13 protein-coding genes are annotated in these 17015 nt (G+C 69.7%); 9 read left to right on the plus strand and 4 right to left on the minus strand.

The genetic code is table 11. The features are described 5' to 3' along the window. Positions 1-104: 104 nt before the first annotated feature. From ACFY1J_RS21115 to ACFY1J_RS21150, 8 genes are read left to right on the plus strand one after another with little or no spacing between them, the layout of a single operon-like run. Positions 105-1277 (plus strand): hypothetical protein, encoded by a 1173-nt coding sequence (locus tag ACFY1J_RS21115; RefSeq protein ID WP_390707895.1) that lies wholly within the window; start codon positions 105-107, stop codon positions 1275-1277. After that, positions 1274-2044, plus strand: coding sequence for a WecB/TagA/CpsF family glycosyltransferase (locus ACFY1J_RS21120; RefSeq protein ID WP_390707896.1), 771 nt, complete (start codon positions 1274-1276; stop codon positions 2042-2044). The genes ACFY1J_RS21115 and ACFY1J_RS21120 overlap by 4 nt, the downstream gene beginning before the upstream one ends. Next, complete coding sequence (locus tag ACFY1J_RS21125; protein WP_390707897.1) at positions 2044-3303, plus strand: nucleotide sugar dehydrogenase; 1260 nt, start codon at positions 2044-2046, stop codon at positions 3301-3303. Before ACFY1J_RS21120 ends, ACFY1J_RS21125 begins: the two co-directional genes overlap by 1 nt. Before the next feature lie 3 nt (positions 3304-3306). Beyond that, the gene (wecB, locus tag ACFY1J_RS21130) at positions 3307-4422 is read left to right on the plus strand and encodes a non-hydrolyzing UDP-N-acetylglucosamine 2-epimerase (protein WP_390731657.1); all 1116 of its coding nucleotides are present in this window, start codon (positions 3307-3309) and stop codon (positions 4420-4422) included. Between the two features lie 50 nt (positions 4423-4472). Then, positions 4473-5318, plus strand: a complete 846-nt coding sequence (locus ACFY1J_RS21135) for a chain length determinant protein (RefSeq protein WP_390707899.1) — start codon at positions 4473-4475, stop codon at positions 5316-5318. Beyond that, complete coding sequence (locus ACFY1J_RS21140; protein ID WP_390707900.1) at positions 5281-6768, plus strand: oligosaccharide flippase family protein; 1488 nt, start codon at positions 5281-5283, stop codon at positions 6766-6768. Before ACFY1J_RS21135 ends, ACFY1J_RS21140 begins: the two co-directional genes overlap by 38 nt. Next, positions 6765-7718: a hypothetical protein gene (locus ACFY1J_RS21145; RefSeq protein WP_390707901.1), complete on the plus strand. Its 954-nt coding sequence runs from the start codon at positions 6765-6767 to the stop codon at positions 7716-7718. The genes ACFY1J_RS21140 and ACFY1J_RS21145 overlap by 4 nt, the downstream gene beginning before the upstream one ends. Before the next feature lie 11 nt (positions 7719-7729). Continuing rightward, positions 7730-8527 (plus strand): glycosyltransferase family 2 protein, encoded by a 798-nt coding sequence (locus tag ACFY1J_RS21150; protein ID WP_390731658.1) that lies wholly within the window; start codon positions 7730-7732, stop codon positions 8525-8527. 27 nt (positions 8528-8554) lie between these two features. Here ACFY1J_RS21150 and ACFY1J_RS21155 read toward each other — a convergent pair whose 3' ends face one another. Continuing rightward, on the minus strand, positions 8555-9466 hold the full coding sequence (locus tag ACFY1J_RS21155) for a glycosyltransferase family 2 protein (RefSeq protein WP_390707903.1): 912 nt from the start codon (positions 9464-9466) through the stop codon (positions 8555-8557). Beyond that, a complete protein-coding gene (locus ACFY1J_RS21160) occupies positions 9463-11487 on the minus strand; it encodes an O-antigen ligase family protein (RefSeq protein ID WP_390707904.1) in 2025 nt (674 codons plus the stop codon). Before ACFY1J_RS21160 ends, ACFY1J_RS21155 begins: the two co-directional genes overlap by 4 nt. Before the next feature lie 71 nt (positions 11488-11558). Between ACFY1J_RS21160 and ACFY1J_RS21165 the strand changes: the two genes are divergently transcribed. After that, complete coding sequence (locus ACFY1J_RS21165) at positions 11559-12221, plus strand: hypothetical protein (RefSeq protein WP_390707905.1); 663 nt, start codon at positions 11559-11561, stop codon at positions 12219-12221. 17 nt (positions 12222-12238) lie between these two features. Here the strand turns inward: ACFY1J_RS21165 and ACFY1J_RS21170 are convergent, their stop codons facing one another. Both ACFY1J_RS21170 and ACFY1J_RS21175 read right to left on the minus strand, forming a co-directional pair. Next, positions 12239-13285 (minus strand): glycosyltransferase family 2 protein, encoded by a 1047-nt coding sequence (locus tag ACFY1J_RS21170; RefSeq protein WP_390707906.1) that lies wholly within the window; start codon positions 13283-13285, stop codon positions 12239-12241. A gap of 75 nt (positions 13286-13360) precedes the next feature. Further along, the gene (locus ACFY1J_RS21175) at positions 13361-16966 is read right to left on the minus strand and encodes a DUF4082 domain-containing protein (protein WP_390707907.1); all 3606 of its coding nucleotides are present in this window, start codon (positions 16964-16966) and stop codon (positions 13361-13363) included. Positions 16967-17015 lie beyond the last annotated feature (49 nt).

Raw genomic sequence — 17015 nt, forward strand, 5'->3', positions numbered from 1 at the left:
CTCCGACGCCTGACGTCGACCTTTTGCCGCGCGGCCGTCCACGACGCGGCGATCACAAGCCTGTCCATGTAGAGGACCCACAGGGGGGTTGGTGTGCCCAAGCGATGACCACCACACGTCTGGCGGCGCTCGGTCATGAGGAGCCACCGCTGCTCGCGCTCGCCCAACGACTGCTCACAGTCGCCGAGTCGGGGCTTCCGTCCATGCTGCTCCCCGGCGGCGAGGCCTTCGCCTTCACCATGGCCGGACGGAAGGCGCCCGACGGTTCCTGGACCTCGGAGCGGCGCGGGACCAGCACCCGGTACGCGGCCATCACCGCGCTGGGCGCCCAGTTCCTCCCCGAGGACCGTCAGCGCGCGGTGCTCGGGGGGCGTACGGCCCAGGAGTTCACGGGTCTGCTGGTCGAGTCCTTGCCCGCGGTGACCAACCTCGGTGACGCGGCGCTCATCGCCTGGGCCGCCGCCGAGACCGGGCACCCCAAACTGTCCGACGCCCTGGAGCGGGTGACTGCCCTGGACGAGGAGGGCCGCCCGCAGTACACGGTCGAGGCGGCGTGGGTGCTGTCCGCCCTTGCGGCGGCGCGGGACACGGTCGATGTGGAGAGACGTTTCACCGCGGCCCGCGACCGGCTGCTGCGGGCCCGGATCGGGGACAGCCCGCTGTTCCCGCACGCCACCGGTCCCGGCCTGGTGCCCTGGTACCGGGCGCACGTGAGCTGCTTCGCCGACCAGACGTACCCGATCCAGGCCCTGGCCCGCGCCCACGCGAGCGGCGACAAAGACGGCGATCCGAAGGCGCTGGCCGCGTCCGAGGCGTGCGCGGCGCGCATCTGCGAGCTGCAGGGCGACGGCGGGCAGTGGTGGTGGCACTACGACGCCCGCACCGGCGGGGTTGTGGAGGGCTACCCGGTCTACAGCGTCCACCAGCACGCGATGGCACCGAGCGCCCTGTTCGATCTCGCCGACGCCGGCGGCACCGACTTCGGCCGGTCGATCCGCCGGGGCCTGCGCTGGATGACGGACGTGCCCGAACTGGCCGCCCGCCCGGAGAAGCGGGAGCCGTTGATCCTCGACAAGCTCGGTGCCACCTGGCGCAAGGTCTACCGCGGCGACCCGAAGAAGGCCGTACGGGCCGCCCGAGGGCTCGGCACCCGGCTCGCGCCGAACCTCCGGCTGAAGTCCCTGGACCGGGTATACCGCCCCGTCTTCGTGGACCGCGAGTGCCGGCCGTACGAATTCGGCTGGATGCTCTACGCCTGGCAGGGGGGCCGCATATGAGCGAGCGTCAGTCCCTCTTCGGGGTCGAACTGGACCCCCTGACCATGGACGAGACCGTGGAGCGCTGCCTCGATGCGGTCCGGGACGGCAGGCAGCTCGAGATCGGGGTGGTCAACGCCGCGAAGCTGGTGAACATGCGGCGCGACCCCCGGCTCGCCGAGGCCGTGTCCGGCTGCGATCTCGTCCTCGCCGACGGCCAGGCCGTGGTCTGGGCCAGCCGGTTACTACGTGCCCCACTGCCGGAACGGGTGGCCGGTATCGATCTGTTCCTGCGGCTGCTGGCCGAGGCCGAGTCGGCGGGCGTGTCGGTGTACTTCCTCGGCGCCAAGCAGGACGTGCTGGAGCGCATGGTGGGCCGGGTGGCCGAGCGCTTCCCCGGCCTGAAGGTCGCCGGCAGCCGCAACGGCTACTTCGACGATTCCCAGCAGGAGGCGATCGCCGATGCGATCGCGGACAGCGGTGCCCAGATGCTCTTCCTTGGCATGACCTCGCCGAAGAAGGAGATCTTCACCGCAGCGTACGGCGCACAGACCGGAGCCCGCGTCGTGCACGGGGTCGGCGGCTCGTTCGACATCCTGGCGGGCGTCACCAAGCGGGCTCCCGAGTCCTGGCAGCGGTGGGGCATGGAGTGGTTCTACCGCGCGCTGCAGGAGCCGCGCCGTCTGGGCCGGCGCTATGTCACCACCAATGCTGCCTTCCTCCTCATGACGGTGCGCGAGCTCATCCGGCTCACCCCGTCGCCCGCCTCCGCGAACAGGAGTCACTGATGCGCGTCGTCGTGGTCGGACAGGGATACGTCGGCCTGCCACTGGCCATCCGCGCCGCGGAGGTCGGACACGAGGTGATCGGCTACGACGTCGACTCCCGGCGGGTCAAGAGCCTTGCCGCCGGTGAGTCCTTCGTCGAGGACGTCTCCTCCGAGCGGATCCGCGCGGCACTGGACCGCGGCACCTATCGCCCGAGCGAAGCGGCCCGCGACTGCGGCGGATTCGACGTCGCCGTCGTGACCGTCCCGACGCCGTTGCACGAGGGCACTCCCGACCTCCGTTACATCCAGGAATCGGCGGTCGCCCTGGCCCGCTATCTGCGCCCGGGAGCCACGGTCGTCCTGGAGTCGACCACCTATCCGGGCACCACCCAGGAGCTGTTCGCCCCGATCCTGGAGGACGGCTCGGGCCTGACTGCGGGCACCGACTTCCACCTGGGCTACAGCCCGGAGCGGATCGACCCCGGAAACACCGTCTGGGGCTTCCAGCAGACCCCGAAGGTCGTGTCCGGCGTCAACGAAGCGTCCCTGAAAGCCGTTCAGGACTTCTACGCGCAACTCGTCGACACCACCGTTGCGGTGCGCTCGCCGAAGGAAGCTGAGCTCGCCAAGCTCCTTGAGAACACCTTCCGGCATGTGAACATCGCGCTGGTCAACGAGATCGCGATGTTCGCCCACCACTTGGACATCGACGTCTGGCAGGCCATCGACGCCGCCTCCACCAAACCCTTCGGCTTCATGAAGTTCACGCCCGGGCCGGGCGTCGGCGGTCACTGCCTGCCGATCGACCCCTCGTACCTGTCCTGGCGGGTGCAGCGCGAACTCGGCCAGAGCTTCCGCTTCGTGGAGCTGGCCAACGACATCAACAGCCATATGCCCGAGTACGTGACGCGCCGCATCAGCGACCTGTTCAACGAAAGACGTCGTTCCGTGAACGGCTCGCGCATCCTGCTGCTCGGCCTGGCGTACAAGAAGAACACCGGCGACGCCCGTGAGTCGCCCGCCCTGCGCATCTCCCAACTGCTGCTCGACATGGGGGCGCAGGTCAGGGCGGCCGATCCGCACGTGGTCGAGACCCTGCCGGTGGACACCCGGCTGGTCCGGGTCGAACCGGCACCGGACGAGCTGGCGGCCGCCGATGTGGTGGTCCTGCTCACCGACCACGACAGCTTCGACTACGAACTCATCGCCGAACAGGCCCCGTTCGTCCTCGACTGCCGTCGGCGGCTGCCGTCCGGACCCACGATCGAGGTGCTCTGAACCATGCCGCGGATCATCTGCGTCGCCGGGGCGCGACCCAACTACATGAAGATCAAACCGGTCATGGACGCCCTGGAGCGCCGGGGCACCGAGGTGGTCCTCGTCCACACCGGCCAGCACTACGACCCGGCCATGAACGACGTGTTCTTCACCGACCTCGGCATCCGTTCGCCCGACCGCTTCCTCGGGGTCGGCTCCGGCACCCACGCCGAGCAGACCGGACGCGTGATGACCGCGTTCGAGCCGCTCCTCGACGAGGTGTCACCGGACATCGTCGTCGTGGTCGGGGACATCAACTCCACCCTGGCCTGCGCCCTGGTCACCGCCAAGGCCGGACCGCTGCTGGCCCATGTCGAGGCCGGTCTGCGCAGCCGTGACTGGAGCATGCCGGAGGAGGTCAACCGCGTCGCCACCGACCGCGTCAGCGACTACCTGCTGGCCCCCTCCCCCGACGCCGCCGAGAACCTGCGCGCGGAAGGGTACCGGGACGACCAAATCCACCTTGTCGGCAACGTCATGATCGACACTCTGCTGGCCAATCTGGCGCGTGCCAGGGCCTCGGACATCCTCAGCCGATACGGCCTGGACAGAGGCGGGTACGGCCTGGTCACCCTGCATCGCCCCGCCAACGTCGACGACCCCGAGGTCCTCGCCGCGCTCCTGAAAGCCCTGGGCGAGATCGCCGGCCGCTGCCCGCTCCTGCTGCCCGTACACCCGCGCGCGGCCGGACGGCTGGCCGACATCGGCGTCCCCGGAGGCATCCGGCTCGTACCGCCCGCCGGATACCTGGACTTCATCGCCCTGCAGGACTCCGCCCGCGTCGTACTGACCGACTCCGGCGGCATACAGGAGGAGACCACCGCGCTGGGCGTGCCGTGTGTGACCCTGCGGGACAACACCGAGCGGCCCATCACCGTCGAGCAGGGCACCAATGTGCTGGCCGGCCGGGACCCGGCACGGATCGTGTCCACCGTCAACCGGGTGCTGGACGAGCCTCCCGCGCCCCGCCGGCCCGAACTGTGGGACGGACGCGCGAGCGAACGCATCGCAGACGTACTGCTGGAGGGAGGCACCGCGAGCACCCGACCGAGACCCACCGACCGAACCTTCCCCGTATGATCCGCTTGCAACATATGCTCGTCGAACGTCTGGTCGCGAGGGGGGCCACCATGGATCTCGCTGAGATCTTCCGGGTCATGCGCAGGCGCTGGTACGTCCTGCTGCCCGGACTGCTGCTGACGGTCGGCCTGACGGTCGCCGTGGCTCTGGTGGTTCCGGTCACCTATCAGTCGCAGAGCACCGTGGTTCTCCTGAACTCCCAGAAGGCCACCGTCGCCTACGACGGCAACCCCTTCCTCAGCACCCAGACCTCGCTCACCGGCATGGCCGACGGTCTGGCCCGCAACCTCAACTCCGATGTCTCCGTCCGGGAACTCAAGTCCCGTGGCGCCACTGGCACGTTCGAGGCCAAACTCGCCGACAACGCGCAGGGGCCGCTCATGTGGCTCACCGTCACCGGCACCGACAAGACCGCCGTCCTGACCTCGGACCGCATCCTGACGACCTATGCCAAGGATCGGCTCGAGCAGTTCCAGCAGCAGCAGTCGGTCGCGCCGAAGGCCATGATCCGCATGACGACCATCGTGCCCCCGCAGAACCCGGTGGCGCAGACCAAGACCCGGCTCGAATACATGGTCATGGCCGGGGTCCTGGGCCTGGTGCTGAGCCTGGTCGCCGTCTTCTACGTGGAGGCGCGCCGCCGCTCACGCGCATCGGCGCAACCGGAAGAACGCGCACAGCCGGACACCGCCCCAGAGACCGCCGCCGGGGAACCCGTCGCGGAACAGACGATGGCCCTCCGGTCACCGCCCAGTTGGTCGCGGTCCGCCGAGAACGGGACCGCCGCACAGGCGAGGGCGGGACGGCCCGCCATGGCCGTGACGTCTGCCGCCGAGCCGCTCGACGAGGAGTCGACTCATGGACAGCGTTCGCACACCGGACAGCGAGACCTCTGAGGCGAACGACGCCCCCGCTCCCGACTCCCTTGGCAGGAAGGTCCGTTCGGCGGCCCGCTGGAGCCTGATCAACACCGTTGTCATGCGCCTCGGCAACTTCGGCACGGGCATCCTGCTGGCACGCTTCGCCCTCGGACCGGCGGAGTGGGGCGTCTACGGCATCGCCCAGACCGTGCTCCTGGTCCTGCTCTCCGCGAACGAACTGGGCGTGGGCCTGGCCATCATCCGCTGGGACGGTGACCCCCGCCGCTTCGCACCGACCGTACTGACCCTCGGCACCGCGTCCAGCGGCCTGCTGTACGCCGCCATCTTCTTCTCGGCACCGACGGTGGCCGGACTGCTCGGCTCACCCGACGCCTCGGGCGTACTGCGCGTGATGTGCCTGTGCCTGGTGCTGGACGGGGTGGCACAGGTCCCCGCCGGCTTCCTGACCCGGGAGTTCGCCCAGGGCAAGCGCATGATCATCGATGCGCTCAACTTCGTGCTCAGCACGGCCGTGACCTTGGTGCTGGCCTTCGCCGGCTGGGGCGCGATGAGCTTCGCCTGCGGCGCGGTCGCGGGCAACATCGCCGCCCTCATAGGCTGCGCGCTGGCCGCCCCCGGCACCCTGCGGTTCGGCTGGGACCCCGAACAGGCCCGCGCGCTGCTGAAGTTCGGGCTCCCTCTGGCCGGCGCGAGCCTCCTCGCGCTCGCCGTCGTCAACGTCGACACCATGGTCGTCGGCTCCTCGCTCGGCCAGGTCGCCCTCGGCTTCTACGTCCTGGCGTTCAACATGTCCGGCTGGCCGGTGCGCATCATCTCCGAGGCGGCTCGGCGCGTCTCCTTCGCCGGGTTCTCCCGCCTCGCCGACTCCCCGCGGGTCCTCGCCCAGGGCTTCAGCCGCGCTCTGGGGGTACTGGTCACCGGCACCGTCCCCCTGTGCGTGCTGCTCGCCGGCCTCGCCGGCCCGGTCGTCCACCTCGTCTACGGGAGCCGATGGCTGCCCGCCGCCGACGCGCTGCCGTGGCTGATGGCCCTCGGCCTGATCCGGATCGGCTGCGAACTCGCCTACGACTGCCTGGTCGCCACCGGACAGCGTCGCGCCCTCGTCCTCGTCCAGGCTCTGTGGGTCGTCGCCCTCATCCCCGTCCTCGTCCTCGGCGCCCGCCTCGGCGGTATCGTCGGCGTCTCCCAGGGCCACGTCCTGGTCGCCGCCGGCCTGGTCGTCCCCGCCTTCCTCTACGCCCTCGGCCGGGCCGGGATCAGCCTCCGCCACATCGCCAGGGCCTGCGCCTGGCCCCTGTTCGGGGGAACGGTGATGACCCTGGTGATCCTCTCCGCGAAATGGCTCCTCGGCGACGGTACCCTCGCCCTGTTCGTCACCGGTACGGCTGCCCTGGCCTGCTATGTGGTGTGCGTACTGCCCAGCCGCCGTTTCCTGCTCGGCTCCCGGACACCGGAGACCGTATGACCAGGCTTCGCCGCCTGCTCGCCGTCCTGGCGCTGGCGTTGGCCACCGCCTGCTCCGGGGGTGCCGACCCCTCCCCTCCCGCCCAGGGCCATGGAGCCCCCACCGGCACCCATGGCACCGCTCACGCCACCACCGCGGCACCCCGGGAAGCCGGATTCCCCGATGCCCGCAGCACCGGCCCCCGCATCTCCCTCACACCGCACGCCACGGGGAACATGAGCGTCAAGACCGACGGGACCGTCATCAAAGGGTGGGACATCACCGGTTCGCTCGACATCTACGCGAACGACGTGACCATCGTCGACACCAGGATCACGTCCACCAACTGGTGGGGCATCAACCTGCGCCCCGGCTACACCGGACTGCGGGTCCTCCACACCACCATCACCGCCGTCCCCGGCAAGGGTCCCGACAACGGCGGCGTGGACTATGCCGTGTCCAACATGGGCACCAGCTCCATCGAGGTCGGCTGGAGCGACATCTCCGTCTTCGGCAACGCCCTGTCCATGGGCCAGGGCCACATCCACGACAACTACGTCCACGACCTCGTGCCCTTCCGCAACACCGGCGGCGAGTGGCAGCACACCGACGCGGTGATCAGCGGCGGCGGCAACAAGGGCAAGCTGATCATCCGTCACAACACCCTGCTCAACCCCGTCGCCGTCGACCGAGGAGCGTCCGCCAGCATCGGCCTGTTCTCCGACACCGGACACGTCTCCGACACCGTCGTCGACGGCAACCTGCTGGCCGGCGGCGCATACGCCCTCTACGGGGGTGGCGACGGCGCCACCGGGATCACGGTCACGAACAACGTCTTCTCCACCCGCTACCACCGCAATGCAGGCCGCTACGGAGCCGTCACCGCCTGGAACCCCGACGGTTCCGGCAACGTCTGGCGCGGCAACCGGTTCTCCGACGGCACCCCGATCACCCCCGAACCTGCCGGCTGAGAAAGAGGATCATGCGACGCATCGCCCGCGCCCCCTGGGAGCTCCTCAAACGCACCTTCGGCTGGCTCGTGCTCTTCGAGCTCCGCAACAAGGTCCGCCTCGCCCCCTCCGCGCTGCGGCTCCGCCGCCTCGAAACCGCCGAGACCCGACGCCTCAAGGCCGCCACCGCCGCCATCCCCGCCGCGCTCGTCGCCACGGTCATCGCCACTCACCGCCGCCCCGACGAGTTGCAGGCCGCCGTCCGGTCGGCCCTGGCCCAGACCGTTCGCGATCAGGTGGTGGTCGTCGTCGACGACGGCGCCGGCCTCCCCGAACTCCCGGACGATCCAAGGCTGTTCGCCGTCTCGCTGGCGCACAACACGGGCGTGGCCGGCGTCGTGCGCAATGTGGGCATCCGCCTCAGTCGCTCGCGGTACGTGGCCTTCCTGGACGACGACAACCTGTGGGAACCCGACCATCTGGAACGGGCGCTGGCGGTCCTGGAGTCTCCTCAAGGACCCGACGGCGTCTACACGGCGCTGCGCCGCGTCCTGCCGGACGGAACCGAACGGGACATCCTGTCCGTGCCGTTCGACCGCCACCGGGCAGCCCGGGAGTCCTTCCTGGACACCAACGCGTTCGTCGCACGGCGCAACGGGGCTCTGCGCTTCAGTCGTCTGCGGCGTACCCCGGACGTGCTGCCGCGTGAGGACTGGGAGCTCGTCCACCGGTACAGCCGTAAACACAGCGTGCGCCACGTGCCGCATGCCACCGTGCGGTATCTGATGAACCCCGAGAGCTTCTACACGACGTGGGACGGCGCCGCCTGAGGACAGGGCCGCCGCCCCCGCCAGGCGTCACGGCCCCGGCGTGGCCCGCAGCGAGCCCGGCCTGAGCAGGGCGGCGGCCGCCGCGCGGCTGGCCTTTCGGCCGAGGAGGGCCCGCGATGTCTCGCGCAACAGCACGGCGCCACGGAAGCAGGCGGTGGCGACGGCCCCGTGGCGCCGCCCGTACAGCCGCACGCGGTTGAGCGTGAGCAGGGTCCATAGGCGGGGCGACACTCGGGAGTCGCCTCCCAGGTGAACGGCCTCGGCGGCCGGCTCCAGTTGCGTGACGTATCCCAGGTCTCGCGCACGCAGGCAGTACTCGGTCTCCTCCGAATAGAGAAAGAAGGACTCGTCCCACGGGCCGCAGGCGGTCAGGCAATTCGCCGAGATGGCCATGAGCGCGCCGGTCGCCCAGTCCGCACGCGTGGGTCGCTGATATGCGGCGGGGTCGGTGACGAGTTCGCTCAGGCGCGGGAAGCGCCCGGCCCGGCGGTTGCCGATGACGGCCTCGCCGAGGGCGCGGGACACGCTCGACTCGCGGCGCAGCGAGAACAGGGGTGCGTCCCGGCCGTCTTCGTACAGGAGCGGTACGGCGATCCCCACTTCGTCGCCGAGCGTGTCGACGAGGCGTTTGGCGCAGCCCTGCCGCATGCGGATGTCGGGGTTGCAGATCACCACGGCCTCGTATCCGCCGTCCCACTCGCCGGCGGCCGCCAGCGCCGCGTTGATGCCGGCCGCGTACCCGGCGTTGCGTCCGGTCTGGACGATGGTGGCATCGGGGGCCAGCGTCCGGAGCACCTCGACGGTGTCGTCGGCGGAGTCGTTGTCGGCGACGACCAGCCGCCAGTCGAGGCCGGCCATGCCGTCCAAAAGCGCGGCGAGGAATCCGGGGAGCACCGGGGCGCTGTTCCAGGTGACGATGACGACGGCGACGGGGCTCATCGGACCTCCACGAGTTGGGGAAACTGGGCCTTGGAGGCCTTGTGCGGGGCCGGGACTGCGGCGGCCGCCGCTCGCCGGACGAAGCCCAGACAGCTGCCCCCCGCTCCCAGCATCAGGAAGAACATGCCGGCGAACATCGGGAAGCTGAGCGAGTCGAAGGTGGCGCTGCTGACAAGGGCGACCAGCGACGAGGCGAAGAACGCCTGGCCCAGTTCGCGGTCGGACTCGGTGCGGGCCAGCCGCCGGACGGCGCCGCCTTGGTGGATTCCGGTGATGAACAGGGCGAGCAGGGCGACGAGCCCGAGCAGACCCATCTCGGCCAGGGACAGCATGTACTGGTTGTCCGTGAAGAAGTACAGATCCGGTGTGAAGGTGCCGAAGCCCCGTCCGAACAGCGGATGCTCCTTCAGATAGGGCACGATCGCGCTGTACTTGACCGTACGTGCCTGTGTGCTGCTGTCGGAGTTGGACAGGAACGACGCGAACAGGCCCGTGATCGTGCCGATCAATCCGGGAACGAGCACCTTGAAGGCGGCGACGGAGGCCGTCATCACGCCGATCGCGGCCCAGCGCCGCGCCGGCTTCCAGCGCGGCACCATCACCAGGGCCACCAGCAGCAAGCCGATGATCGAGGTCCTCGACACGGACAGCGGCAGCGCACCGGCCATCAGCGCCACCGGCCCCCAGCGGCGCGCCACGTGGAGGTGGCGGCGTACGGGATCGACGGCCTGCTGGATCGCGAAGGGCAGGAGGATCGCGAGCATGCCGGCGAACTCCAGCGGCTGGGCCGTGGTGGCCCGGGGCCGGGTGAAGGCGCCGCGGTCCATGACGCTGACCTGGGCCACGCTGGTCTGGAGTCCGGGGATGTGGATGGAGTCGGCGATGTTGGTGGCCGCGACGAAGTCGTAGAAGCCGATCGCGGCGACGACGGACGCCATGATCACCACCCGGCGCATCAGCACGTCCAGCCGGCCGCGCTCCTGTATGCCCGCCGAGGTCAGGACGACCAGCGACACCCACACCAGGAATCCGATGAGCCCGCGGTCGGCGCCGAGGACCTCCTGGTGCGAGCTCTCGCGCATCGCGTCCGACATGTAGGCCGCCAGGACGGCCACCCCGAGCAGGCACATCACGACCCGTACGAGTCTGGTGCCCGGCGCGGGGAGTATGCGCCCGCCGAGCCAGGTCGCGAGGTACCACAACAGCCCCAGCAGGGCGAAGACGTTGGCCGGGGTGCCGACGCCGCCGAGCGCGGGCAGGGCCAGGTTCGACGGGATGAAGAAGGCCAGCACCAGATAGACGGTGAGGATCGCGGTGGCGTCGACCCGTCGGCTCAGCCAGCCGGCCCGTACCCGGTTCGGCGCGCGGGCCTGCTTGGGCTGCGCAGCAACGCTGTTCGCGACGCGCCGCCGGCGGCGGACCACCGCGACGCCCTCCATCAGGATCGACAGTAAGAACGCGCTGACGACGCCCAGGATGACGACGGCAGCGATGTCCTGGTAGCGGCTCTTCGACTTCGCCACCGGGGTCTGCGGCAGTACGACGGGCGCGGTCTGCACGAAGTACGCGGGCGGGACCTTGGCGGCGGCCTGCAGGGCGCTGAGTTGTTCGCCGGCGAAGGTGGTCAGGATGTTGGTCTCCCTGAGCACCTTCGCCCGGTCGGTTCCGGTGACGCTGAGGACGAGCAGCGGGCTCTCGCTGGCCGGCGCGAAGCCGGCGGTGTACGGGTCCGTGACGCCCCGGCCGCTCAACTCCTTGGCGGCGTCGTTCGATTCGAGGGTTCTGATCAGCACGTCGGCCGTGACGATGAGCGAACCGCCCGCGTTCGAGATGGGGTTGCCGAAGGTGGGGGCCAGCCGGGAGACGGCCGAGGAGTCCAGTAGCGCGACCGAGCTCTGCGACTGGTAGGAGACGGGGACGGTCACATACAGATAGGCGCCGCCGAGCAGGCTGAGCAGGGTGAAGGGCACCATGAAATACCAACGTCTGCGCAGGATGGCCCATATCTCACCAAGACTCATGAACCATCCCTCCATTCGGTGGCATCCCACCGCGCATCCTGCCAGTATCGGGGGCGACGGAAGGAACTCGTATGTCGCCCGGGAACGTCGCCGATGCGCTGCTCCGTCGCTGGTACGTCGTGGTGGTCGCGCTGCTGCTGACGGCCGCCGGGGCGTACCACGTGGTGCGGCCCGCTCCCCAGTACGTCGGCTCCGCGGTGGTCGTCCTGAAGCCGCCGGTGACGCAGAACCAGCCCAACCAGCTCACCAATCTGCAGCCGCCGCTCGCCGTGGTCTCCTACGCGGTCGTCCGGCAGCTGGAATCCCCCGCCGGCGCCCGGGAGTTGCGCGCGGCGGGCGTCGACGGCACCTACCACCTCGTCCCCCGCAACAGCGGCACCAGCGCGACACCTCGCTACTTGATCCCGTCCCTGCAGGTGCAGTCGCAGGCGTCCGACCCCGACGCCGCCGTCACGGCGGTACGCCGCATCATCGACATGTACACCCGGCATGTCGACCAGATGCAGACGGCCCAGCACGTGCCGACCGGGGCGCGGATCACCGCCTCGGTCCTGACCTCGCCGAGCGCCGCCGAGGTGCAGGGCGACAAGGCCCGGGGTCTTGCGGGCGCGGCCCTGCTGGGCGGCTCCGCCGGCGTTCTCGGCGCGCTGTGGCTCGACCGGTACGCCATGAAGCGCCGTGGGATGCCGCCGGGCCGCCGTCGGCGGTCCGGTCCGGTTCCCGCGGCCAACTGAGCCGAACCGACTAGCCATCAGATGCCGCGGCGCTTCCACGACTCCCACCAGAGCCACTCGCGCCCGCGCTCGGCCACTGCGGACCACACCAGCGGCTGCAGATACGGCATGGCCTTCGGACCTATCCGTCTGCGCAGCCGCAGCGCGCGGTACTCGGGCAGTGCCGCGTATCCCGGCAGGCACTGCTCGGCGAACGCCACGCATTCATCGACCGGTACGACCCCTGTGCGCCCTCGGTCGTAGGCCCGGTAGGCGCGGCGCAGCGCGAAGCGCGCGAGCCGGGTGTGGACGTCGTCGGCCAGGCGGTCGGCGTGGGGCAGCCGGTCGGCGCACTTGGCGAGCACTGAGTCGAAGGCCACCAGGCGCTGGCGCAGGTCGTCGAGCTGACCGCCGAAGTCGGTCGTGGACATGTTCTTGCCGTGGACGCGGTAGAAGGCCTGGTCGGCGCCGCGTATGTAGCCGACGTCGGCGTGCGCGGCGAGCCGCATCCACATCTCGATGTCGCCGGCATGGGGCAGGGCCGGGTCGTAGCCGCCGACCGTGCGCTGGAGGCTGGTGCGGACGACGACTTCCGGCGAGGTGATGCAGCCGGTGCCCTCGCGGAAGCGCCGCTCCAGCCACCAGTGCCCCGGGTAGACGACCGAACCGGTGCTCCGTGTACGGGCCGTCGGGAGCGGGCCGCCGTGCTGGAAGCGCAGGGGACGTCCGTAGGCGAACCCCGCCTCGGGATGGGCGTCCAGCAGGGTGGCGGCCCGGACCAGGGCGCCCGGGACCAGCCGGTCGTCGGCGGAGAGGAGGGCGACGTAGTCGCCGTCGGCCCATTCCAGGAGGCCTTCGTTGTAGGTGGCGATGTGGCCCTGGTTGGTTTCGTGGACGCGCACTTCGATGCGCGGGTCGGAGGCGGCCAGTTTGTGCGCGGCCTGCGCCGAGTCGTCGGGCGAGGCGTCGTCGATGATGAGTACCCGGACGTCAACGCCGTCCTGCTCGTCCAGGACGCTGCTCACGCAGTCGGCGAGGAAATGGCCGTACTTGTAGCAGGGGATCACAACACTGACGGTGCTCATCGATGAGGAAGCCAATCCCCGGTGGTGGTCTCCGTCGGACTTCGGTGGAGACCACCACCGGTGGGTTCTGGTCGGTCAGTTCTTCTTCTTGCGGACGGTCTTGCTGGTCAGGGTCCAGCTCCGGGACTTCACCGGGTGCCGGTTCTTGTCCTTCGCCGTGACCGTGACCTTGAACCGGGTGCCGTCCGGCAACGGGAAGGACAGATGGACGGACACCTTGTGGGTGGCCCGGTCGTAGGAGGTGACGGCCGTGACGTGGAGCTTGCTGGCGGCGGCCGCGTCGGGGCCCGGCAGGATGGTCACGGTCGCCTTGACGGACGACAGCTTGACGGAAGCGGGCAGGGTCGTGACGAGGGGGCTGCCCGCGTCGGCGGTGTGCGTCACCGTGGACGCGTCCTCGTCCGAGGCGGTGGCCGTCGTCAGCGACGCGCTGGGGTTGTCGGCGGTGAAGACGGGGCCGACCCAGTAGTTCGCGGAGCCGTAGGAACTGTTGGGGAAGGCCGAGTCTGCGCCGTACCGGTAGAGCCCGTTGTGGTGTGCGGTGGTGTCGGCGGTGGCGGTCAGCGGATAGGACTGGTGGGCTGCCGTGAAGTAGCCGCCGTCCACCGCGTAGTTGCCGTTCGGCGCGTGGTAGGAGACGACGTACGGGGTGTCGGCGGTGATGGCCACCGGAGTGGCGAAGGTCAGCTGCTGCCAGCCGGAGGCCGTCTCGCCGGTGAAGGTGCCGGTGGCGAGCAGCGTGCCGGTGTCGGACCACAGGCTGCCGGTGTGGGTGCCGGTGTTGCCGGTGCCCTTGTAGAAGGTGACGCCGGTGACCCAGCCGCCCGTCGAGGTCGTGAACCGGGTACCCAGCTCGACGGAGTTGGTGTCACCGGTCATGTCGGTGGTGGCCGGCACGGTGGAGGAGTTCCACAGCGTGCAGGGACAGGTGACCGCGGGCGGGGTGGAGCTGGTGGTGAAGGTCCATGTCACCGGGTCCGCCATGGCGTTGCCCCACACGTCGGAGGCCTGGACGGACGCGGTGTACGTGGTGTGCAGTTCCAGCTCGGTCGACGGTGTGAAGGTCGCCTTGTTCGACGCGGGGAGTGTCTTGGTGCCCGGTACGGCGGTGCCGTTCGCGTCCTTCAGGGTGAACGTCAGGGTGTCGGCGTCGATGGCGGAACTGAAGACGGCCGACTCCGGTGCCGTGATCGACACGCCGGTGGCCCCGGACGTCGGGGAGGTCGAGGTGACGGTGGGCGGGGTCGTGCTGGCGGCAGAGGTGTCCAGCACCACGTCTACCCAGTAGTTGCTGCCGGAGGACTGCGAGGACGGGAAGGCGCTCGTCGAGGTGTAGCGGTAGACGCCGTTGCCGCCGTCGGTGCCGGACTTCAGGGCCGTGAGCGGGGCCAGGCCCGCGTCGCCGCTGGAGAAGTAGCCGCCGTCGTAGGAGTATCCGCCGTTGGGGGCGAAGTACGAGGCGACATAGGTGGTGTTGGCCTTGACGCTCACCGGGGTGGCGAAGTTCAGCTGCTGCCAGCCGGAGGCCGTCTCGTTGGTGAAGGTGCCGGTGGCCAGGCGGGTGCCGGAGGCGCTCCACAGGCTGCCGGTGTGGGTTCCGGTGTTGGCGGGCGACTTGTAGAAGCGTACGGCGGTGATCGAACCGGCCACTGTGGTACGGAACTTGACGCCGAGCTCCACCGAGCTGCCGTCACCCGCGTTGACGGTGCCGGGAACGGCCGAGGCCGGCCAGACGGTGCAGGGGCAGGCCTGGGGGCCGACGGTGACCGGGATGGTGGTGACGGCGCCGATGTTGACGCTGTCGTCGACCGCGCGGACCTTGATGGACGCCGCGCCCGGGGTCGTCGGGGTCCAGCTGAAGCTCCAGGACGTCAGACCGCCTGCGGGTTTCCAGGTCGTTCCGCCGTCCGTGGACACCTCCACGCGGGACACCACGCCCCCGCCGGAGTCACTGGCGGTGCCGGTGATGGTGACCGGCTTCAGTGCCGGGACGGTCACCCCGGAGGCCGGGCTCGTCACGGTGACGGCCGGGCCGGTGCTGTCGGTGGAGGCCGAGGAGGCGTTGAGATTGCTCTGCAGGGTCAGCGGCTGCACGCCCATGTCGGCGAGGATGTTCACCGTCGCCTGCTGCATGCGGGCGTCCTCGGTGACCACTGTGTCGGCGGGGTTGTATGTGGGGATGTTGGTCAGGCCCCACGACCACTGCACGGTTCCCGCGCCGAACACCAGGGCCCCGGAGTCCTGGTCGCGGAACTCGACGAGATTGTGTGTCGCGGTGCCGTTGCCGTAGGTGTTGCCCCAGTCCAGGCGGTACTTGCCGTCGTTGACGTCCACGGTCGTGGACGACAGGTCGATCGCCCCGGCTGGTCTGGTGCTGTTGGCGAGGTCGCTGTCCCACTCGTAGCCGAGTGTGCCGGCCGGGAAGGTGGCGGTCTGGCTCGACGTGAGGTTCGCGATGGAGGTGTTGCGCCACAGCCGGTTCTTGCCGTACGAGCCGGGGACCGTGATCGCGTCGCTGCGGTAGCCGTTCACCTGGAACATGGAGCCGGTGAGGATGTTCGGCGGCTGGTAGTCCTGCCCGTAGTCGGTGCTGGTCGGGTCCATCCAGGTGCCGGTCCAGACGCCGCTGGGGTCGGCGATGCCGTTGTTCTGGGCCATCTTGGTCATCTTGTAGCAGACCAGGGTCCGGTTCGCGGTGTTCGTGCCGTCGATGCTCGGGGCGAGCCGTGTCTTCCAGAAGACCTCGTTGCCGCTGAAGAAGGCCTCCCTCACACCGGCCTTTCTGGCCGCCAGGACGTTGGAGTACTGGCTCTGCGTCCAGTACTCGTCATGGCCGGAGGACAGGTACACCTTGTGGTTCTTCAGCAGGGTGCCGCCGTTGGCCGACACGTCCACGCCGGACAGATAGCTGACGTCGTAGCCGTTGCGCTCCAGCCAGGACAGCATCATGTACTCGGAGCCGTAGATGCCGTTGTCGCCGCCGATGTCCAGTGGCCGGTTGTAGCTGACCTCGTAGGCGCGGCCGTCCGGCGCGGGCCCCGCGCCGCCGTACAGATCCTGGCCGCCGTAGTCGTTGTACGCCTGCCAGGTCTGGTCGCTGGTCTGTACGACGACGTCGGAGGTGCTGGAGTCCTTGCGGACCACAAACGGGTAAGGCATCAGGCCGTCGCCGTCCGTCTGGGTGATGTTGGCGATGTACAGGCCGGAGACGGCGGTGCTGGGCACCGTCCAGCTCGCGGTCACGGGCCAGTTGCCGCAGTCGACCAGCCCGGTGCCGCTCTTCTTGGTGCAACTGGCCGGGTTCGTGGAGTAGTTGGCCGGATAGGTCACCGCGGCCTGGGCCGCGGTCGACATCTCGCGCGCACCGTCACCGCCGTACCAGCCCAGACGGTAGATCTCGATGCGGTACGAGACCTTCGACTGGACCTTGAACTGGACGGTGTCACCCGCCTGGACGCTCTCCTTGGTGGTGAAACCCTGGATGTCACCGTAGGCGTTGGGTGAGAACCAGTCGGACTTCGGGCTGCCCGGCTTGGAGTTCTCGCAGACGATCGCGTTCGAGCCCGCTCCGCACGGCTCGGATGCCGCGAGCGCGGGCCCGGCCTGCGGGAGCACCGCCCATATCAACGCTGCTACGACGGCGAGGCGGCTGCCCCGGATCCGTCTGCCCCATCTGTTCATGTGTACCTCTCAGCGGTGCTGTGCAGGACCGACCCGTGACGGTCGGGGT

It is taken from the genome of Streptomyces sp. NPDC001406 (genome assembly GCF_042895285.1).
GTDB lineage: Bacteria > Actinomycetota > Actinomycetes > Streptomycetales > Streptomycetaceae > Streptomyces.